We start from the raw sequence: 19,902 nt of genomic DNA on the forward strand, positions 1-19,902 counted from the left end.
TAACGATCACCACGATATCGACCGAATCGCAATTGGTTTGATGGCAGGCGAATCACAAATTCCCATCGCGACATCCGTCAAGCGGCGATTCGCCGTGCGTCTCGCGCTGTTCTATTCGGCCGTGTTCGCGGTCTCGGGCACGCATCTGCCGTTCTTCCCGGTCTGGCTCAAGGCGATCGGCGTCGATGCGGCCTGGATCGGGATCATCAACGCGCTGCCGGGGATTACGCGCTTCACCACGCTGCCCTACGCAACCGCCTTTGCCGAAAAGCGCCACGCGATTCGTGCCGGCATGGTGGTTTCGGTCTTCGCGACGGCGGTCGGATTTGCGCTGGTCGGCTTGCAGCACCAGCCGCTGGCACTTCTGCTGGTCTATGCGCTCACCTGCATCATGTGGACGCCGGTCGTGCCGCTCACGGACGCTTATGCATTGCGCGGCGTCATTCGCTACGGTTTCGACTATGGGCCGGTTCGGCTGTGGGGCTCGGCAGCCTTCGCTGCCGGCGCACTCGCCTGCGGCTATCTCCTCGACAGCATCGACACGCGCGAGCTGATCTGGGTCATCGTCGCATGGGCGCTCGTTGCGGCCATCGCAGGCCTGTTGCTTCAGCCGCTCGACGACGTCAGGCGAAGGACGGCGGAAAAGCATGCCGGCAATGCGCTGCTGCGCGACGCCGGCTTCTGGTCGGTCATCATTTCGGCCGCGCTGATCCAGGGCAGTCATGCCGCCTATTACTCATTTTCGGCGATCAGCTGGCAGGCGCATGGGCTCGGCGGGTTCACAATCGCAGGACTCTGGACTCTGGGCGTGATCGCCGAGATCGTCGTCTTCGCCCTGTCGCCGCGCTTCTCGCTGCATCCGTCATCGCTGATGGCGATCGGCGGCGTCAGCGCGGTGCTGCGCTGGATCGTTACGGCGCAGGAGCCGCCGCTGGCGCTGCTCGCGGTCGCGCAGCTCGGTCACGGCCTCACCTTCGGCATGACCATCGTCGGCACCATGAACTTGCTGGTGCAGCGCGTGCCGTCGCATCAGATTGCGCGGGGGCAGGGCTACTATGCTGCGTGCAGCGGATTGCTGGGCGCGACAAGCTCGATCGCCTCGGGCGCGATCTACGCCCGCATCGGCGACAGCCTCTATTACGTCATGGCCGGGATGGCGGCTGCGGGCGCGATTGTCATCTGGTCGGCGCGGCATCGGCTCAAGGCTCAGCCCCAGAGCGAAGCGTCCGGCGGATAGACCAGGCTCTCGTCGTAACGCAATCCATGATCGCGATCGCGCGCCAGCAACAAGGGGCCGTCGAGATCGATGAAGCGCGCCTGCGGGGTCACCAGCATGGCGGGCGCCATCGACAGCGAGGTTGCGACCATGCAGCCGATCATGATCTCGAATCCGAGTGCCTGCGCTGCATCGGCCATGGCCAGCGCCTCGGTGAGACCGCCGGTCTTGTCGAGCTTGATGTTCACGGCGTCGTAGCGCGCCCGCAAGGGTGCCAGCGAGTTGCGATCATGTACGCTCTCGTCGGCGCAGACCGCGAGCGGCCGCTTGATCCGCGCCAGCGCGTCGTCCTGGCCGGCCGGCAGCGGCTGCTCCACCAATGTGACGCCGACGGCGTCGCAGGCGCTGAGGTTGGCTTCCAGATTGGCCTCGGTCCAGGCCTCGTTGGCATCCACGATCAACTCGGACTCGGGGGCCGCCTTGCGCACGGCCGCGATCCGCTCCGGATCGCCGTCGCCGCCGAGCTTGATCTTGAGCAGCGGCCGGTGCGCCGCATTGGCCGTCGCCGCCGCCATGGCCTCAGGCGTGCCCAGCGAGATCGTATAGGCGGTGGTGCGCTCGCCGGGCTCGGGGCGGTCCAGCAGGTTCCAGGCTCGCAGGCCCGCGGCCTTGGCTTCCAGGTCGATCAGGGCGCAATCCAGCGCATTGCGGGCCGCCCCAGGCGGCATGGCGGCCTGGAGCGCCTGCCGCGTCAGCCCGCCCGCCACGGCCGCCCGCATGGCCTGGATCGCGGCCAGCGTTGCCTCGGGCGTCTCGCCATAGCGGGGATAGGGGACGCATTCGCCGCGGCCGATCAGGCCGTTTTGGCTCACTTCGGCCACAACGGTCACGGCTTCCGTCTTGGCGCCCCGGCTGATGGTGAAACTGCCGGCGATGGGAAACCGCTCGATTCGCGCGACAAGGAGAGGAACTTTGCTGGAAGTCATTTTGAACTCTGGCGAAATCTGAACCTGCTGGTTACCTCTAGCAACTAACATTAACCAGTTGGGGATACCTTTTCTGGGTAAGGGCGCGTGCGCAACGATCCGATTTCTCCCGCCCTGGTACAGGAGCGGACATCTTGAGCGGCGATCCGAAGCTGGAACGGATTGCCAAAGGCAACGCGCTGGCCCTCTGCGCCACCGGAACCTGGACTGCGAGCTTCGCGCCGGTGCTGGAGCGGATGGTGGCCGAGGCCGAGAAACTCGCCGGCGGCCCCCAAAGTATCTTCATTGACGTCTCCGAGGTCGCCAAGCTCGACACCTTTGGTGCCTGGCTGATCGAACGGTTGCGCCGCAGCCTGACCCAAGGCGCCGTCGAGGCGCAGATCGCGGGGCTGTCGGCCAACTATTCGAGCCTCGTCGACGAGGTGCGCCGGGTGCGGGCGACGGCGGTGGTTGAGACCTCCGCGATCACCCTCACCGGCATGCTGGAGCAGATCGGCCGCGCCGTGGCGGGCATCGGCGGCACCATTGCGAGCGTGATCGACATGCTCGGCGCGGTGCTCGCGGCGGGCGGGCGCGTGCTGATCCATCCGCGCTCGCTCCGCCTGACCTCGACCGTGCATCATCTGGAGCAGGTCTGCTGGCGCGCGGTGCCGATCATCGTGCTGATCACCTTCCTGATCGGCTGCATCATCGCCCAGCAAGGCATTTTTCATTTCCGCCGCTTCGGCGCCGACATCTTCGTCGTCGACATGCTCGGCGTGCTGGTGCTGCGCGAGATCGGCGTGCTCTTGGTCGCGATCATGGTCGCGGGCCGCTCGGGCAGCGCTTACACCGCCGAGCTCGGCTCGATGAAGATGCGCGAGGAGATCGACGCGCTGCGCACCATGGGCTTCGACCCGATCGAGGTCCTGGTATTGCCGCGCATGCTGGCACTGGTGCTGGCGCTGCCGATCCTGGCCTTTCTCGGCGCCATGGCTGCGCTCTATGGCGGCGGGCTCGTTGCCTGGCTTTATGGCGGCGTCGATCCAGAATCGTTTCTGCTGCGGCTACGCGACGCCATCTCGATCGACCATTTCATCGTCGGCATGGTGAAAGCGCCCGTCATGGCCGCGGTGATCGGCATCGTCGCCTGCGTCGAGGGCCTCGCCGTGCAGGGCAGCGCGGAATCGCTCGGACAGCACACGACTGCGTCGGTGGTGAAGGGCATCTTCTTCGTCATCGTCATGGACGGCGTGTTCGCCATCTTCTTCGCCTCGATCGGGATGTGACGATGGCGCAGGAAACTCAAGACGCGATTCAAAACCCCATCATCCGAGTCCGCGACATCACCGTGCAGTTCGGCGCGACGCGCGTGCTCGACGGCCTCAACCTCGACGTCAAGCGCGGCGAGATTTTGGGATTTGTCGGCCCGTCGGGGGCGGGCAAGTCGGTGCTGACGCGGACTATCATCGGCCTTGTCCCCAAGGTGGCCGGATCCATCGAGGTGTTCGGCGTCGATCTGGATTCCTCCAACACATCGCAGCGCCGCAATGTCGAGCGGCGCTGGGGCGTGCTGTTCCAGCAGGGCGCGCTGTTCTCCTCGCTCACGGTGCGGCAGAACATCCAGTTTCCGATGCGCGAATATCTGCGGGTTTCGCAGCGGCTGATGGACGAGATCACCATGGCCAAGCTCGCCATGGTCGGCCTCAAGCCGGAAGTGGCGGAGCGCTTCCCGTCGGAACTCTCCGGCGGCATGATCAAGCGCGTCGCGCTGGCCCGCGCGCTGTCGCTCGATCCTGACCTCGTCTTCCTGGACGAGCCGACCTCCGGCCTCGATCCGATCGGTGCCGGCGACTTCGACGATCTGGTCAGGACGCTGCAGCGTACTTTGGGGCTGACCGTTTTCATGGTAACCCACGACCTCGACAGTCTCTACACGGCCTGCGACCGGATCGCCGTTTTAGGGAACGGTAAGATCATTGCGGCAGGGTCGATCGCCGACATGCAGGCCTCGCAGCATCCCTGGCTGAGGCAGTATTTCCATGGCAAGCGCGCCCGCGCGGTCGTGACTTGAGTAGCCGGAGCAGCTGATGGAAACGCGGGCGAACTACGTACTGATTGGATCCTTCACGCTGGCCGTGCTCGCGGCTGCGATCGGCTTCGTGCTGTGGTTCCAGTCGCTGCACACCACCAAGCAGCGCAGCCCCTTCCGCGTCGTGTTCGAGGGCCCGGCCGCCGGCCTGCGCAACGGCGGCAGCGTCAACTTCAATGGTATCCGGGTCGGCGAGGTGGTCTCGGTGAAGCTCGACAACCCGCGGCGGGTTGTCGCACTCGCCATGATCGAGAACAACACGCCGCTCCGCAAGGACACCCTGGTCGGCCTCGAATTCCAGGGCCTGACGGGTGTGGCCGCAATCTCGCTCAAGGGCGGCGAGGAGGCGGCTCCGCCGCCGCCGCTCGACGAGGACGGCATCCCGACGCTGACGGCCGACCCGAACAAGCTCCAGGACGTCACCGAGGCGATCCGCGGCACGCTGCAGAACATCAACAAGATCGTCGCCGACAATCAGGAATCGGTGAAGAACTCGCTGAAGAATCTGGAGACGTTCACCAACTCGCTCGCCCGCAATTCCGAGAAGATCGACGGCGTGATGGCCAAGGTCGATGGCGTCATGCTGAAGGCCGACAACCTCATGCTCGGCCTCAACACGCTCGCCGGCGGCAAGGACGGTGGCGAGCTGTTCCTGACGGTCAAATCGATCCGCGAACTCGCCGAGGATTTCGACAAGCGCTCGGGTGCGCTGATGACCGACGGCCGCCGCACCCTCGGCGACATCAGCCGCGCCGTGAACAACTTCGACCGCAACCCGACCCGCGTGCTGTTCGGCGCCAGCAACAGCGCACCGGCCGCCGCCCCGCCTCCGGCAGAGGCGCCCAAGCCCGCGCCCGCGAACGAGCGCAAGCGGCAGTAGGGCCTCTCTCCTCCGTCATTGCGAGCGAAGCGAAGCAATCCAGACTGTCCCTATGGGTAGCCTGGATTGCTTCGTCGCAAGAGCTCCTCGCAATGACGGAGCTTGTGGGGGCGTCGTAATTTCCTAACGGTGAACTGTTGGCGCAACATCGGCCAAAACAAAACGGAGCCCGACAGGGCTCCGTTTTCTCATTCGCTATTCGCGACTCGCGAGCTTTGTTTACCCCAACCGGCCCGCCGCATGAGCGAGCAGCGTGTACACCAGGCCCGTCTCCGACGTGAGGTGGCTGCGCAGCTCCTGCGGGCCGCGGCCGTCGCGGGCGACTTCGTCGAGCAGGCGCTCGAACTCGCCGATGTAGCGGTCGACCGTGCCCTTGAAGTTGCGGTCGGCGCGGTACTTGCGGGCGACCTCGTCAAAGGCCTTCTGGCCGGCGGGCGTGTACAGGCGTTTGGTGAAGGCCTTGTTCTCGCCGCGCTGGTAGCGGTCCCACATCTCGCTGGCGAGATTGCGGTCCATCAGCCGGCCGATGTCGAGCGACAGCGATTCCAGCGGATTGCCGCCATTCTGCGGGGCCTGCGGCTGCGGAGCGGGAGCAGCCTGGCGGCCGCGCGGGACCTCGCGCCCGTTCGGGGCAGCCTGGTTGGCGTCGGTGCGGTTCAACAGATCCGACAGCCAGCCGTCGCGGCCGGGATCGTTGGCGCCCGGTGCGACCGGCGGCGCTTCGGTGCGCCGTGAGGCGGCGGGCATGCCGAGGTCGGGCGGCGGCAGCGTGGAAGCGCTGCCCGTGTCGCGCATGCGGGTCTCGGTACCCCGAACGCCCGCACTTGCCATCACCGGCTCTTCCTGGCGCTGGACGGCGACGGAAGCGCGGCCCGTCGTGGTGACGTCGAGGCCGCGGCCGTGCTGGGCCACGATGCGGTTGAGCTCGGCGAGCGCCTCGATCTGGTCGACGATCACCTTGCGCATCTGCGCAGTGCTCTCGGCGGCCTCCTGCGGCATTTCGAGCACGCCGCGGCGCAGCTCGTTGCGGGTGGCTTCGAGCTCGTTGTGCATCTCGAACGCCATCTGCTTCATGCTGGAGACGAGGTTGCCGAACTTCTCGGCCGACTGCTTGAACATCGCATCCGCCTCGTCGGTGGTCTGGCGGTAGATGTCGTGCATGGCATCGATGGTCTGGCGATGCTCCTCTTCGGACGCCGACCGCACCGCCTCGAACTGGCGGGTGATCGCGGCCGAACCTGCGCCGGCGGTCTCCGCGACCACGCGGGCGATGTCGCGGGCACGCTCTTCGGCCGCAGCGAGCGACTCATCGAGCAGCCCGGTGAAGCGCGACAGCCGCTGGTCGAGATCGGCGGTGCGCAGGTCGATGGTGGTGACGAGCGATTCCAGCGCCTGCTTGCGCTCGGCGAGCGAGGCGGTGGTGTTCTTGTTGCTCTGCTCGACGACCTGCGCGGCATCGACGAGCGCCTTGCCGTGGGCGTCGAACTGGGTCGACAGTTCGCCGAGGTCCTGGAGTGCGCGCGTGGTCTTGGTGTTGAAGACGTTGAGCTGGTCTTCCAGGTTCTGCGTCGCAGCGCCGTTGCGCGAGGTGACGTCGTTCATCGCCGAGACGAAGTCGGCGACGCGTGTCACCAGCGCCCGCTCGAGCGAGTTGAGGTTGTCGTGTGCACCGGTCAGCACCTCCTGAAGGAGGATGTTGCCCTCGCGCAGACGCTCGAACAGCGCGACCGTGTCGGTGCGCAGGATCTTGCTGGTCTCCTGCATCTCGGTGACGGCCGCAATCGAGACCTGGCGTGACTGGTCGATGGCCGCACGCGAGGCCTGTTCGAGGTCCTTGAGCGACTTGCCCACCGCACTGGTCGCGATCTCGCTCGCCGCGTTGATGGTGCGGGCGACTTCGTTGCCGTTGCCCATCATGGTCTGCGAGAAGGCCGTGCCGCGCGTCTCGATCGACTTCAGCGCGTCGGAGGTGACGCGGTCGATATCGAGCGTGAGCTGGCTGGTCTTGGAGCCGATCGCGTCCACGAGCGAGCCGCGCTTGGCATCGATCATGTTCGCGAGGCGGTCGGCCTGCTGCTGCACATAGGTGACGATCTCGTCGGTCTTGCCGGTCATGGCCTGCCCGAAGCTGCTCGAGGCGGAGAGCACCGAGCGCTCGACGTCGGCCGAGCTCGACTTGACCCGCGAGCTCGCCTCGTTGGAGGCGTTGATCAGCGCATTCTGGGCGTTGAGCGCGCTGGTCTGGATGTCGTTGGTCGCGTTCGCCGTGGCCGTGCTCAGCGTGCGCTCGATCTCGGTCGAGATCGTGCGGATCTGGCTTGCGGCGTCCGCCGAGCTCGCGGTCAGCGAGGTCTGGGCCTCACGTGCGCTGCTGAGAATGGTCGAGGCGGTGTCGGCGCCGACCGCGGTCAGCGTGCGCTCGATGTCGGTCGTCAGCGACTTGATCTGGCTCGCCGCATCGGTCGACGCCGATATCAGCGTGCCCTGGGCCTCGCGCACGCCGCTGGTCAGTGCCTCGATGGTGGCGCCGCCGGCAGTCGCCAGCGCGCGCTGCATCTCGGCTGCGAGCGAACGGACCTGGCCGGTCTGTTCGGCCGAGACCGCGAGTAGGGTGCTCTGGGCGTCGCGGGCGCTGGCCGTGATCGTCTCGGCAGTGCTCTGGCCGACCTGCGAGAGCGAGCGGTGCACTTCGGCCGCGAGCGATTTGACCTGGCTCGCCGCATCCGAGGAGGCGTTGACCAGCGTGCTCTGGGCTTCGCGCGCACCGCTCATGATGGTCTCGGCGGTCGAGGTGCCGGCCATCGAGAGCGAACGCTGCACGTCGGAGGACAGCGTCTTGATCTGGTTGGCGGTCTCGGTCGACGCCGCGATCAGCGTGCCCTGCGCGTCGCGAGCGCCGGCGGTGATCGATTCCGCCGTGCTGGTGCCGGCGAGCGACAGCGAACGCTGCACGTCGGCGGTGAGCGTCTTGACGTGGTTGGCCGCGTCCGACGAGGCCGTGACGAGCGTGGTCTGCACCTCGCGGGCGCCGGCCAGGATCGAGGCCGCGGTGGCCGCGCCGGCTGCGGACAGCGTGCGTTCGACGTCGGCGGCGAGGCCCTTGATCTGGTTGGAGGCATCGCCCGACGCCGCGACCAGGGACGACTGCGCCTCGCGGGCGCTGGTCAGGATCGAGTTCGCAGCACCGGTGCCGACCGTGGTCAGGGCGCGCTCGACCTCGGCGGAGGTCATCTTGAGCTGGGCGTTGACGTCGGAGGAGACCGTCATCAGCGACTGCTGCGCAGTGCGCGCACCGGTCTGGATCGTCTCGCTGGTGTTGACGACGAGGTTGGTGAGCGAGCGCTCGGCGTCCTCGACGTGCGAGCGGATCGCGGTCGAGATCATCTCGGCGCGGGACATCATGTCCTCGCTGGCCTGGCGGCCGCTGCTTTCGATGCGGCCGGCGACGGCCTCGACACGCGAGCCGAGCAGGTCTTCGAACTGCGCCACGCGCACGTCGATGTCGCTGGCAACCGAACCGACCTTGGTCTCGATCGCCTGGTGGATGTCCTGGAAGCGCGCCGTGACCGTGTCGGTCAGGTACGTGCTGCGACCATCGATCAAATCGGCGACGCTGGTGATGCGGCGGTCGACCGCCTCGATTGCCTGCGCCGTGCCGTCCGTGAGCGTCGAGGTCAGCAGGCTGAGACGGGTGTCGATCGACTGCACGGCCTGCGAGGCGCCGTTGGTCAGCGCGGTCGTCAGATAGGTGAGGCGGCTGTCGACGGACTCCAGCGCCTGCGATGCGCCGCTGTTGAACGTCGTCGTTAGGTACGTCAGCCGCGTATCGATCGCCTGGATCGTCTGCGAGGCGCCGTCGGTCAGCGTCGTCGTGAGGTGGGTGAGACGGGAGTCGATGGACTCGAGCGCCTGCGATGCGCCACCGGTGAGTGTCGTCGTGAGGTGCGTCAACCGCGTGTCGACCGACTGGATCGCCTGGGCGGCACCATCGGTCAGCGTCATGGACAACGTGTTGAGACGTTCGTCGACGGTCTCGGTGACGGACCTGGCGCGGGTGTCGAACGACTGCTCGAGCGCGGCGACGCGGCCAACGAGCTGCTCGTCGAAGGTCTTGATGTGGCCTTCGATGGTGCTGTCGAGGCTGGCGATCTTTCCGTTCAGCGAGGCGTCGAAATTGGTGACGCGTTCGCCGATCGTGGTTTCGAACTCCACCAGGCGCTGGTCGAGCACGGCCGTGATGGCACCGCCATTCGAGGTGAAGCGGGTGTCGAAATTGTCGACATAGGTCTTCAGCGACTCGTGGATGTCGTGGGTGCGCTGGCCCATGCGCTCGACGATCTCGCCGCCGAACGTCTTCACGGTGCGGTCGAACTCGGAGATGTGGCGCGTGATCAGGGCACCCAGCGTGCCGGAATCGCGGGCGAACTTCTCGACCAGCTCGGAACCCTGGTTCTTCACCAGCTCGTCGAACGCACTCATCTGCAGCGACAGCGAATCGTGCGCGGTCTCGGTCTGGCTCACGACCTTGGCGACGAGGGTGTTCACCGTGGCGTCGAGCGCTTCGCTCGCCTTGTCGCCGGAGGTCATGATCTGGCCGGCGAGGCGGCTGCCGGCGTCGTCGATCTTGGCGGAGAGGTCGTTGGAGCGCAGCTCGAGCTCGAGCAGCAGCGAGTCCGACGAGTTCTTCAGGCTGTCATGCACCTGCTCGGTACGCTCGGAGATGCCGTCGACGATCGCGGCGGAACGCTGCTCGAACTCGCCGGTGATGCGGTCGATGCGCTCGTTCAGCATCTCGTGGACGCGGTCGGCGAGGTCGACGAACTCGTCGTGGACGTGGCCGGTCTTGAAATTGAGGCTGGTGGTCAGCCGCTCGCTGGCATCGAGCACCGCGCGGGTGGTCTCGGCGCTGGCCTCCTCGAGGCGGTCGAGCAGGTCGCCGCCGCGCTCGCCGAGCGCCAGGATCATGTTGTCGCCGGCCTGGCTCAGCGCGCCGGTGATGTGGGCGCCGCGCTCTTCCAGCGCGCCGGTGATGGATTTCGCGACCTCGTCGACGCGCGAGGCGATCGCGTCCGAGATCAGCGCGATATCGTGGCGGAGGTCGATCTGCACGCCGGAAATGGCGCTGCGGACCTGCTCGGCCTGGCCGACCAGGTTGTCGCGCTGATGCGCAATGTCCTGGAGCAGGGCGCGGATGCGGACTTCGTTGTCGGAATAGGCGCGCTCAAGCGCGGCGACTTCGTTGGCGACCAGCGTCTCGAGCTCGCCGGCGCGCGCGATCGCGCGCTCGATGCCGTCACCCATCGCCGCGACCTCGCGGCGGATGGCCTGGCCGACGGTGACCATGGAATCGGACGCCGAGCCTTCCGGCTCGGAGAAGCGGATCGCGACCTGCGCCATCGCCTGTGCGACCTGGCTCATCTGCTGGCCGCGCCAGACCAGGCTGGCGAGGAAATAGAACAGCATGATCGGCGCAAAAAACATCGTGGCGAGGCCGGCGATCGCCAGCACGCCGCCGCTCTCGCCCATCGCAGCCCGGATCGAGGGCAGGAAGCCGACCGTCAGCGCGGCGCAGGCCGCAAGCCAGACGACGGTGAAGATGGTTGCGCCGGTGTAGATGTTGCGGGCAGGGCGGCCCGTCTGCAGCGACTGGAGCAGCTGGCCGATTGTCTCGCGGTCGTCATTGGCGGCGCGGCGCGAGGTGCGCGGCTCCTCGATTGGATCGAACACCGCGCGCTCGTTGGCGGCGGGGCGCGGCTCGAACGTCGGCTCGTCGAACACGGGAGGTGTGGGCGGCGTCACCGGAGGCGCCGTTTCGTTGCGCATCGATGCGTTACGGCTGGTGTCGGCAGCCGTGTCGCTTATGTTGAGGGCTTCCTGGATCGCAGAAAGCGCAACTTCTGTGGGGTCTTTGACCTTTTTGGGAGTGTTGGCCATGTTCAGTCGAGCCCTCGTTACTGGTACGCGTCCCCCCGCGAGCCCTGCGCGCTCCGCAAGCCCACAGACCGGATCATGCCGCTTGCGCGGATCTCCGAGCCATCCCCACCCGGACGGCTTGTCCGCTAATTTCCGCAACATCCTATTGGCAGAGCGTCGCGAATGAAATGCCTGCGGTTAAGACAATCTTAATCATCGTTAACAGGATCGCGCCGTAACACCTTAGGGCTAAATGAAATTCTCCACGGAACTTGGTGGATTGCGGCAACTTTTCGTCAACAAACGGGCAGATTTGCGTAAAACGGCCCAAACACTTCGTTAACCATTTCCATGCTTCGGTGGGGCGAACCGCCGGACCGGCGGACCGTCGCGCGATGCCGGGGCCTGCGCCATGATGCCTGAACTGCAACGGATGGACTGGATGCCCTCGCCCCCGCTTGCGCCCATCGACAGCCCCCTCGACCTCGACCACCTCTCGCGGATGACGCTCGGCGACGCGGAGCTGGAACAGGAAGTGCTTGCGATGTTCGCCGAGCAGGCGATTCGGCTGATCGCGACGATGACGGCGCTGCCGGCCGAGACCGGTGCGCTCGCGCATAAGCTTAAAGGCTCGGCGCGCGGGATCGGCGCTTTTGCGGTCGCCGATGCGGCCGCCGGGCTCGAGACCGCTGTCAGGACCGGCAACAACCCACCCCGGGCTTTTGCGGATCTGAAAGAGGCGGTTGCCGAGGTCCGCGCCGCCATCGCCGCGATCCTGAAGCATTAGGCCGCGCTCCCGCAAAGGCGGGTGGACTGCGCACTAGCGCTGCCCTGACCGACCCGTTATAGGACAGCCCGGACCCTCCTTTTTCCCCAGATCCCGGCAGCACGAGTACTCATGGCCAAAATTCACTTTGTCGACCACAAGGGCGAAACCCGTACGGTGGATGTCGAGAACGGCGCAACCGTGATGGAAGCTGCCATCCGCAACAGCATTCCCGGCATCGAGGCCGAGTGCGGCGGCGCCTGCGCCTGCGCGACCTGCCATGTCTATGTCGACGAAGCCTGGCGCGAGAAGGTCGGCAGCCCGACGCCGATGGAAGAGGACATGCTCGACTTCGGTTTCGACGTGCGCCCGAACTCGCGCCTGTCCTGCCAGATCAAGGTCTCCGACGAGCTCGACGGGCTCGTGGTGTCGACGCCGGAACGTCAGGCCTGATCCTTCTTACGATATGCTCGGCTGCGCGACCTCGATGCCGCGCTTGTGCCAGGGTTTGAATTTCTCGATCACCTCTGCAGTCAGCGGCGCCGGTCGCCGCGTCGTCTCGTCGAGCAAGACGCCGACGGATGTCGCGGAGGCGATGCATTTTCCCTGCGAGAAGATGACCTGCTCGAAGGTCACTGACGTCCGTCCCAGCTTCACGACGCCAAGGCCGAGCTCGATCGTGTTCGGCCAATGCAGCTCGGCGCGGAAATGCATGTCGAGCCGCACCATGATCCAGGCGAGGCCCGGCGGGGTCAGCCCGTATTCCGGGAGCTTCATCAGCGTGACGCGGCCGGTCTCGAAATAGGTGGCGTAGACCGCATTGTTGACGTGCTGGTTCGGGTCGAGATCGCCGAAGCGCACGTTGTCGCTGAGGCGAAAGGGGAAGTCCTCCAGGCGCGGCGTCGTATCGAGGCGGCTTGGTGCGTTCACCGATTGATCTCCGTCATGTCCAACCTCGTTACAGCCCAGTTATTTTGACCCGGCAAGTGGGCGCGGCTGCGGGGCGCTCCCGCTTTTATGCCTTCCCTGATCCATTCCCGTTGGCTAGACAGGCAGGGTCACCTCTGCCCGCCGGGCGCCGTCCAACCGATAACGACCGATAAAGAGACGACATGAGCGACGTGATCAAAACCGATGTGCTGATTATTGGCGCCGGCCCTTGCGGTCTGTTCGCCGCTTTCGAACTCGGCCTTCTCGACATGAAGGCGCATTTCGTCGACATCCTCGACAAGGTCGGCGGGCAGTGTGCCGAGCTTTATCCGGAAAAGCCGATCTACGACATTCCCGGCATTCCGAAGGTTTCGGGGCAAGGCCTCACCGAAGCGCTGATGGAGCAGATCAAGCCGTTCCACCCGACCTTCCATCTCGGCGAGATGATCGAGACCGTGGAGAAGATCGGCGATCCCCTGTTTCGCTGCACTACTGACGCCGGCAAGGTGTTCGAATGCAAGGTGGTGGTGATCGCGGCCGGCGGCGGCTCGTTCCAGCCTAAGCGTCCGCCGGTGCCGGGCATCGAAGCCTATGAAGGCACCTCGGTGCACTACGCCGTGCGCAAGATGGAAAATTTCCGCGACAAGAACGTGCTGGTCGTCGGCGGCGGCGATTCCGCACTCGACTGGACGCTCAATCTGCATCCGATCGCAAAGCGCATCACGCTGCTGCACCGGCGCGACGATTTTCGTGCCGCGCCTCACAGCGTCGAGCAGATGCGCGCGCTGGTGGCCGACGGCAGGATGGATCTGCGGCTCGGCCAGGTCACCGCGCTCTCGGGCGCCGGTGGCCTGCTGACCGGCGCCACGGTCAAGGGCAACGACAACAACATCAGCGATATTGCTTGCGATACCATGCTGCCGTTCTTCGGACTGACCATGAAGCTCGGTCCCGTCGCGAACTGGGGCATCGCGCTGGAGAACAATCTGGTGCCGGTCGAGACCTCAGCGTTTGAGACCAACGTATCAGGCATCTTCGCCATCGGTGACATCAATACTTATCCCGGCAAGATCAAGCTGATCCTGTGCGGCTTCCACGAAGGTGCACTGATGTCGCAAAAAGCCCACCGCTACGTCTATCCGGAGAAGCGGCTGGTGTTCCAGTACACGACCTCGTCCTCCAGCCTGCAAAAGAAGCTTGGTGTCAACTGATCGCGAGGGAGCGGAGGGGCGATGCCCCATGTTTCTGGTGCTGGAATCGTTCGCGAAATCGCCGTAGTCTGCGGCCATTGCAGCGGCGGCTTAGCAGGATGATCATGATGCGGAATCTCTTTACCGGCTTTCGACTGCTCCCGTTTCTCGCGCTCGCGACGTCGCTCAGTGCGGTGAGCCCGGCTGCGGCGCAAGCGCAGCAGCCAACTGCTGCGGGCCTCTGGCAGAAGGTCGAAGACGGCAAGACCGTGGGGTGGTTCCTCTTCATCGACCACAACGGCATCTTCGAAGGTGTCATCGCCAAGACCTTTCCGCGCCCCGGCGACGACCCGAACGAGGCCTGCACGAAGTGCACGGACGATCGCAAGAACCAGCCGGTGCTCGGGCTCTCCTTCATCCGCGACATGAAACGTGACGGGCTGAAGTATGAGGGCGGCAACGTGGTCAATCCGCGCGACGGCAACATCTGGAAGGCCAAGATGACGGTGAGCCCGGACGGTCAGGTCCTGACCATGCGCGGCTTTCTCGGCATTTCCCTGTTCGGCAAGGACGAGACCTGGCAGCGTTTGCCGGATGCAAGCATCGCGGAAGTCGATCCCGCCATCATCGCCAAATATCTCCCCGCACAGGCCGTCGCGACCAAGCCGGCGCCCGCACCGGCGACCAAAAAAGGCGGCGCGATGATGATGGCGCCGGCAGCGAAGAAGTAGGCTGCTTTCACGCCGACCGTCTGCCAATCTCAATACGTCCGCACCTTCGTGCAAGGCGCATAAAACCTGCCGTTGCCGGCGACGACCCGCTCAAGGCATTGCCGGATCGGTGATCTCGTCTTCGACCCGAAAATAGTAAGCCTGCGGTCCAAGGACGTTCCAGGCCGATCAAGCGGGGCTGTTGCGCCAGTAGTTCCCCGGAATGCGCGCTGGCGCTGAATTTGCATAGCTGTCGGTAAATCTGCCCGGAGGAGCGAGTCGTCGCTGCCGCGCCTGCTCGGGGGCGTGAGCGACGTCGCCTGTTCCTCGCGGCGCTGACTTCGATCCGTGAGATGACGCGATGAGATTTGCAAGACGATGTGCCGCGACGCTGACGGGACTGACGTTGCTGCTGGTGACATCGGCGATGGCGCGCGACGACGGACGCTATGCCAACTCGCCGCTCAAACCCTGGTTCGAGAGTCTGCGCAGCGAGTACGGACAGTGCTGCTCGGATGCCGACGGCTATGTCGTCGCAGATGTCGACTGGGAGTCCGATAAGGGGCACTACCGCGTGCTTCTCGACGACGAATGGGTGGTCGTGCCCGACGGCGCCGTGGTCACCGAACCGAACAAGATCGGCCGCACCATGGTTTGGAAGCACTATGTAGACGGCCACCCGCGCGTGCGGTGCTTCATGCCGGGCAGCATGACGTGAGAATGCTCCTGGAATTTATGTCGAGCAGGTTGTTGACATCGCGCTGAAGCCGGCCTCGGGCGGGTTTTTCGGTTGCGTGAGACGACGGTACGAAACGAGGAGGAGTTCTCCGCGTCAATATCTCCGGACGGTTTCGCGAAAAACCGGCGATCGTGCTTTACGCGCCGAGTTTGGTCTCTCGCACCACTGCGTCGGCGCGTCGGCGCAGATCCGGATTGAGCGCGAGTCCGAGCCCGGGGGCAGTCGGTGCCAACACGATGCCGTTGTTCACGACGGGCAGCGCGGTGACGAGGTCGCGGTACCAGGTCGACAGCGTCGCGCGCACGACCTCCTGGAAGATCGCGGTTGGCGCATGCAGCGCCAGATGCAGCCCCGCCATCAGCGCGACGGGGCCGGTGCAGTCATGCGGAGCAAGCGGCTTGTTGTAGGCCTCGCCCAGTGCGGCGATCTTGCGCGCCTCGCTCAGGCCGCCGCACCAGCCGATGTCGAGCATCACGACGTCGACGGCATCGGCCGCGAGCAGATTGCGGAAGCTCGCCGCCCCCGCCAGCGTCTCGCTCCCGCAGATCGGCGTCTTCACGCGTCGCCTGAGATCGGCAAGCCCCTGTACGTCGTCCATCTTGTTGAGGGGGTCCTCGACCCAGAACACGCCGTAGTCCTCGAGCGCGCGGCAGATGCGCTCGGCGGTGTGCATGCCCCACAGGCTGTGCAGCTCACACATGATCTCGATGCGGTCGCCCACCGCGTGACGGATTTTGCGGAACGGCTCCAGTCCGGTCTTGAGGTCGGTGAGCGAGATCGCATGGCCGCCATTCGCGGCAAAGGATCGAACGGCCAGATCTTCATCGCGCCGTAGCCTTCGCTCAGAAGGCTTTCGGCAAGCGCTCCGGCATCGCGCATGAAGGCGATCTGGTCGTCATAGGGGCCGCGCGCGGCGTCGTCAGTGCCGATCTCGCGGCGCCCGGCGCTCTTCGTGTTGTAGGCATAGCCGGCGCAGGTGTTGTAGGCGCGGATCTCGAGCCGGCTCGCGCCGCCGAGTGCCTCGTGCACGGGAATGCCGTGACGCTGGCCCTTGAGGTCCCACAGCGCTATATCGATCGCGCTGGCCGCGCGCACCTCGGCGCTGACGCTATGGAAGCCGAGATAGGGCGTCAGCAACTGGCGAGAGATCGCCTCGATGCGGCGGGAGTCCTGGCCGAGCACCAGCGGCGCAGCGAGTTCGTGCACCGTGGCTTCGACCGCCTGCGCGCCGCGAAAGCTCTCGCCGAGGCCGGTCAGTCCCTCGTCGGTTTCGATCTCGACCCAGATCAGGTTCGGCCGCTCGTCGATGCGGACCGTGCGCAGGGTCGTGATGCCCGACATCGAGCTCCTCTTGGACCAGTTGCCGGCGCTCAGGTCACCGGTGCCGGATTGAACAGCGTGAGGTCGTTGTGGATACCCCAGCGATCCGACCACGGCTTGATGCGGCCGGAGGCGACGTCGAGGATCAGGTGGAACAGGTCCCAGCCCGTTTCCTCGATGGTCTTTTCACCGGTGGCGATGCCGCCCGCGTCGAAATCGATCAGGTCCTTCCAGCGCCGCGCCAGTTCGGTGCGGGTCGCGACCTTGATCACGGGCGCAGCGGCAAGGCCGTAGGCGTGCCGCGGCCGGTGGTGAACACCTGCAAGGTCATGCCGGAGGCAAGCTGGAGCGTGCCGCAGATGAAGTCGGAAGCCGGCGTCGCTGCAAACAGCATGCCCTTCTGCGTCGCCTTCTGGCCGGGCGACAGCACGCCGGTGATGGCGCTCGAGCCGGACTTGACGATCGAGCCGAGAGATTTCTCGACGATGTTGGCGAGGCCGCCCTTCTTGTTGCCGGGCGTGGTGTTGGCACTGCGATCGGCGCCGCCACGGGCGAGATAAGAGTCGTACCAGGCCATCTCGCGCACCAGCGCGCGGCCGACCTCCTCGTTGATGGCGCGTCGCGTGAGCAGCTGGATGGCGTCGCGCACTTCGGTCACTTCCGACAACATCACGGTGGCGCCGGCGCTCACCAGAAGGTCGGCGGCGAAGCCGAGGGCGGGGTTCGCAGTGACGCCGGAGAAGGCGTCGCTGCCGCCGCATTGCAGGCCGATCACCAGATCGGCGGCCGGGCAGGTCTCGCGTGTGCGTCTGTTCAGGATTTTCAGGCGGGCTTCCGCCTGGGTCATGATCGCGTCGACGATCGCGCCAAAGCCGTCGAAAGCTTCGTCCTGCATGCGCACGATGGCATCGCTGACGCCTTCGGGGACCAGCCGCTCGGGCGCAAGCTTCTCGCAGCCGAGACTGATGACCAAAATCTCGCCGCCGAAATTCGGATTGAGCGCGATGTTCTGCAGCGTGCGGATCGGCACCACAGCATCGGGCGCATTGATGGCGACGCCGCAGCCATAGGCGTGCGTCAGCGGCACGACGTCATCGACGTTCGGGTATTTCGGCAAGAGCTCGGCGCGGATGCGCTTCACCGCATATTCCATCGTGCCCTTGACGCATTGCACGGAGGAGGAAATGCCGAGGATGTTCTTGGTGCCGACCGAGCCGTCGGAATTGCGAAAGCCTTCGAAGGTAAAGCCTTCGAGCGGCGGCAGCGGCGCGGGCACGGCGGTGGAGATTTCCAGCTTGTCCAGCGCTGGCGCCTCCGGCATGCGGATGCGCGCCTCATCGACCCATTCGCCGGCCAGGATCGGAGAGAGCGCATAGCCGATCACCTCGCCATAGCGGATAATCGGCGCGTCCTGCGCGATGTCGACCAGGGCGGTCTTGTGCCCCTGCGGCACGAAGGCGCGCAGCGTCAGCCCGCACGCAAAGCGGGAGCCGGCGGGAAGCCCGAAATCATTGACCACGATCGCGACGTTGTCGCGCGCGTTGAGCTTGATGTAGCGGGGTTGTTCTTTCGCCGCGACGTCCTGGTCCATGCGCTTTTGCCTCAGAAGCTCATCGTAGGGTGGGCAAAGGCACAACGCGCCGTGCCCACCATGTGCCTCACGCCGAACGTAAGCGGTGGGCATGCTTCGCTTTGCCCACCCTACGATATCTTCCCCGTGGTTAGCCGGGATACGTATAGGCCGTCTTCACCGTGGTGTAGAACTCGCGCGCATAGGAGCCCTGCTCGCGGGCGCCGTAGCTCGAGCCCTTCCGGCCGCCGAACGGCACGTGATAATCGACGCCGGCGGTCGGCAGATTGACCATGACCATGCCGGACTCGCTGTTGCGCTTGTAGTGCGAGGCGTATTTCAGGCTGGTGGTGCAGATGCCCGAGGCGAGGCCGAATTCGGTGTCGTTGGAGATCGCAAGCGCTTCCTCGTAATTCTTCGCGCGGATGACGGTCGCGACCGGGCCAAAAATCTCCTCACGCGCGATGCGCATGTTGTTGTTGGCTTCGGTGAACAGCGCCGGCTGAAGGTAGTGGCCGGGCGTCTCGCGCTTGAGCAACTCGCCACCGAAAGCGAGCTTGGCGCCTTCGTCCTGGCCGATCTTGATGTAGCGCAGGTCCTGGTCGAGCTGGCTCTGATCGACCACGGGTCCGATATGGACACCGGCCTTGAGCGCGTCGTCGACCGACAGGCCGTTCAGACGCTCGGCCATCGCCGCGACGAAGCGGTCGTGGATGCCCTCGGTGACGATCAGGCGGGACGACGCCGTGCAGCGCTGCCCGGTCGAGAAATAGGCGCCGTTGACGGCGACTTCGACGGCGGTCTTGAGGTCGGCGTCGTCGAGCACGACCAGCGGATTCTTGCCGCCCATCTCGAGCTGGAACTTTTTCATGTTGCTCGAGGTCACGCAGGCCTGCGCGATCTTGCGGCCGGTCTGCACCGAGCCGGTGAACGAGATCGCCGCGACATCGGGGTGCTCGAGCATGGTCTGGCCAACCACCGAGCCGGATCCGACCACGAGGTTGAAGACGCCGGCGGGCATGCCGGAGCGGGCGATGATCTCCGAGAGCGCATGCGCCGAGCCAGGCACCAGCTCGGCCGGCTTGAACACGACCGCATTGCCGTAGCAGAGCGCGGGCGCGATCTTCCAGGCCGGGATCGCGATCGGGAAATTCCAGGGCGTGATCATGCCGACGACGCCCATCGGCTCGCGGGTGAGCTCGACGTCGAGGCCCGGGCGGACGGACGCGCCTTTCTCGCCGATCAGGCGCAGCGCCTCGCCGGCGAAGAACGCAAAGATCTGGCCGGCGCGGGCGACCTCGCCGATGCCCTCGGGCAGAGTCTTGCCTTCCTCGCGGGCAAGCAGGCGGCCGAGCTCTTCCTTGCGGGCGAGGATTTCGAGAGAAATCTTGTTCAGCGCGTCATAGCGCACCTGCGGCGTCGACTGGGCCCAGGCGGGGAAGGCGGCTTTCGCGGCCGCGATCGCCTTCTCGGTCTGCGCCTTGTCGGCCTTGGCGTATTCGCCGACCAGATCGTTGGTGTTGGAGGGATTGATGTTCCTGGTGATGCCGGAGCCGTCGACCCATTCACCGCCGATAAAGTTCTTCAGCATCGCAGTCATAGATTCCTCCA

The 19,902-nt window shown here is 65.6% G+C and carries 13 protein-coding genes and 2 pseudogenes; 9 read left to right on the plus strand and 6 right to left on the minus strand.

Annotated elements, in window-relative coordinates:
• Window positions 1-40 precede the first annotated feature (40 nt).
• Window positions 41-1,237, plus strand: coding sequence for an MFS transporter (locus ACTGJ9_RS19150; protein WP_456678325.1), 1,197 nt, complete (start codon window positions 41-43; stop codon window positions 1,235-1,237).
• Here ACTGJ9_RS19150 and dgcA read toward each other — a convergent pair.
• Window positions 1,207-2,202 carry an N-acetyl-D-Glu racemase DgcA gene (dgcA, locus tag ACTGJ9_RS19155; RefSeq protein WP_456678326.1) on the minus strand — a complete coding sequence of 332 codons (996 nt, stop codon included), beginning with the start codon at window positions 2,200-2,202 and terminating at the stop codon, window positions 1,207-1,209. The genes ACTGJ9_RS19150 and dgcA overlap by 31 nt on opposite strands.
• Window positions 2,203-2,336: 134 nt before the next feature.
• Here dgcA and ACTGJ9_RS19160 point away from each other — a divergent pair, with 134 nt between their 5' ends.
• Genes ACTGJ9_RS19160 through ACTGJ9_RS19170 form a run of 3 tightly spaced genes read left to right on the plus strand, consistent with a single transcriptional unit; the run spans window position 2,337 to window position 5,153 of the window.
• The gene (locus ACTGJ9_RS19160) at window positions 2,337-3,470 is read left to right on the plus strand and encodes an MlaE family ABC transporter permease (protein ID WP_456678327.1); all 1,134 of its coding nucleotides are present in this window, start codon (window positions 2,337-2,339) and stop codon (window positions 3,468-3,470) included.
• Between the two features lie 2 nt (window positions 3,471-3,472).
• Complete coding sequence (locus tag ACTGJ9_RS19165; protein ID WP_456678328.1) at window positions 3,473-4,255, plus strand: ABC transporter ATP-binding protein; 783 nt, start codon at window positions 3,473-3,475, stop codon at window positions 4,253-4,255.
• Window positions 4,256-4,271: 16 nt separating this feature from the next.
• Window positions 4,272-5,153 (plus strand): MlaD family protein, encoded by an 882-nt coding sequence (locus ACTGJ9_RS19170; protein ID WP_456678329.1) that lies wholly within the window; start codon window positions 4,272-4,274, stop codon window positions 5,151-5,153.
• 219 nt (window positions 5,154-5,372) lie between these two features.
• Here the strand turns inward: ACTGJ9_RS19170 and ACTGJ9_RS19175 are convergent, their stop codons facing one another.
• The gene (locus ACTGJ9_RS19175; protein WP_456678330.1) at window positions 5,373-11,087 is read right to left on the minus strand and encodes an apolipoprotein A-IV repeat region-like domain-containing protein; all 5,715 of its coding nucleotides are present in this window, start codon (window positions 11,085-11,087) and stop codon (window positions 5,373-5,375) included.
• 421 nt (window positions 11,088-11,508) lie between these two features.
• On the opposite strand from ACTGJ9_RS19175, the gene ACTGJ9_RS19180 reads away from it, so the two are divergent.
• Entirely contained in the window at window positions 11,509-11,853 is a 345-nt protein-coding gene (locus ACTGJ9_RS19180; protein WP_456678573.1) for an Hpt domain-containing protein, read from the plus strand.
• 111 nt (window positions 11,854-11,964) lie between these two features.
• Window positions 11,965-12,285, plus strand: a complete 321-nt coding sequence (locus ACTGJ9_RS19185; RefSeq protein ID WP_237864982.1) for a 2Fe-2S iron-sulfur cluster-binding protein — start codon at window positions 11,965-11,967, stop codon at window positions 12,283-12,285.
• 6 nt (window positions 12,286-12,291) lie between these two features.
• Here the strand turns inward: ACTGJ9_RS19185 and ACTGJ9_RS19190 are convergent, their stop codons facing one another.
• Window positions 12,292-12,762: an acyl-CoA thioesterase gene (locus tag ACTGJ9_RS19190; protein ID WP_456678331.1), complete on the minus strand. Its 471-nt coding sequence runs from the start codon at window positions 12,760-12,762 to the stop codon at window positions 12,292-12,294.
• Window positions 12,763-12,944: 182 nt separating this feature from the next.
• Here ACTGJ9_RS19190 and ACTGJ9_RS19195 point away from each other — a divergent pair, with 182 nt between their 5' ends.
• From ACTGJ9_RS19195 to ACTGJ9_RS19205, 3 genes are all read left to right on the plus strand, one after another.
• A complete protein-coding gene (locus ACTGJ9_RS19195; RefSeq protein WP_456678332.1) occupies window positions 12,945-13,973 on the plus strand; it encodes an NAD(P)/FAD-dependent oxidoreductase in 1,029 nt (342 codons plus the stop codon).
• Window positions 13,974-14,080: 107 nt separating this feature from the next.
• Window positions 14,081-14,683: a DUF2147 domain-containing protein gene (locus ACTGJ9_RS19200; RefSeq protein ID WP_456678574.1), complete on the plus strand. Its 603-nt coding sequence runs from the start codon at window positions 14,081-14,083 to the stop codon at window positions 14,681-14,683.
• A gap of 340 nt (window positions 14,684-15,023) precedes the next feature.
• A complete protein-coding gene (locus tag ACTGJ9_RS19205; RefSeq protein WP_456678333.1) occupies window positions 15,024-15,380 on the plus strand; it encodes a hypothetical protein in 357 nt (118 codons plus the stop codon).
• A 157-nt stretch (window positions 15,381-15,537) separates the two neighbouring features.
• Here ACTGJ9_RS19205 and ACTGJ9_RS19210 read toward each other — a convergent pair.
• The 3 genes and pseudogenes from ACTGJ9_RS19210 to ACTGJ9_RS19220 form a co-directional block, all read right to left on the minus strand.
• Window positions 15,538-16,742, minus strand: a pseudogene (locus tag ACTGJ9_RS19210) (mandelate racemase/muconate lactonizing enzyme family protein).
• 29 nt (window positions 16,743-16,771) lie between these two features.
• Window positions 16,772-18,405: pseudogene (gene garD / locus ACTGJ9_RS19215) on the minus strand (galactarate dehydratase).
• A gap of 37 nt (window positions 18,406-18,442) precedes the next feature.
• Window positions 18,443-19,891 (minus strand): aldehyde dehydrogenase family protein, encoded by a 1,449-nt coding sequence (locus ACTGJ9_RS19220; RefSeq protein ID WP_456678334.1) that lies wholly within the window; start codon window positions 19,889-19,891, stop codon window positions 18,443-18,445.
• Between the last annotated feature and the right edge of the window lie 11 nt (window positions 19,892-19,902).

This window comes from Bradyrhizobium sp. RDM12 (assembly GCF_051917485.1).
GTDB lineage: Bacteria > Pseudomonadota > Alphaproteobacteria > Rhizobiales > Xanthobacteraceae > Bradyrhizobium.

Bases quoted from the DNA above. Each gene is read 5' to 3' on its own strand.
- dgcA (WP_456678326.1), bottom strand. From the start codon at position 2,202: ATGACTTCCAGCAAAGTTCCTCTCCTTGTCGCGCGAATCGAGCGGTTT.
- ACTGJ9_RS19150 (WP_456678325.1), top strand. From the start codon at position 41: ATGGCAGGCGAATCACAAATTCCCATCGCGACATCCGTCAAGCGGCGA.
- ACTGJ9_RS19205 (WP_456678333.1), top strand. From the start codon at position 15,024: ATGAGATTTGCAAGACGATGTGCCGCGACGCTGACGGGACTGACGTTG.
- ACTGJ9_RS19200 (WP_456678574.1), top strand. From the start codon at position 14,081: ATGCGGAATCTCTTTACCGGCTTTCGACTGCTCCCGTTTCTCGCGCTC.
- ACTGJ9_RS19185 (WP_237864982.1), top strand. From the start codon at position 11,965: ATGGCCAAAATTCACTTTGTCGACCACAAGGGCGAAACCCGTACGGTG.
- ACTGJ9_RS19170 (WP_456678329.1), top strand. From the start codon at position 4,272: ATGGAAACGCGGGCGAACTACGTACTGATTGGATCCTTCACGCTGGCC.
- ACTGJ9_RS19195 (WP_456678332.1), top strand. From the start codon at position 12,945: ATGAGCGACGTGATCAAAACCGATGTGCTGATTATTGGCGCCGGCCCT.
- ACTGJ9_RS19175 (WP_456678330.1), bottom strand. From the start codon at position 11,087: ATGGCCAACACTCCCAAAAAGGTCAAAGACCCCACAGAAGTTGCGCTT.
- ACTGJ9_RS19220 (WP_456678334.1), bottom strand. From the start codon at position 19,891: ATGACTGCGATGCTGAAGAACTTTATCGGCGGTGAATGGGTCGACGGC.
- ACTGJ9_RS19165 (WP_456678328.1), top strand. From the start codon at position 3,473: ATGGCGCAGGAAACTCAAGACGCGATTCAAAACCCCATCATCCGAGTC.
- ACTGJ9_RS19180 (WP_456678573.1), top strand. From the start codon at position 11,509: ATGCCCTCGCCCCCGCTTGCGCCCATCGACAGCCCCCTCGACCTCGAC.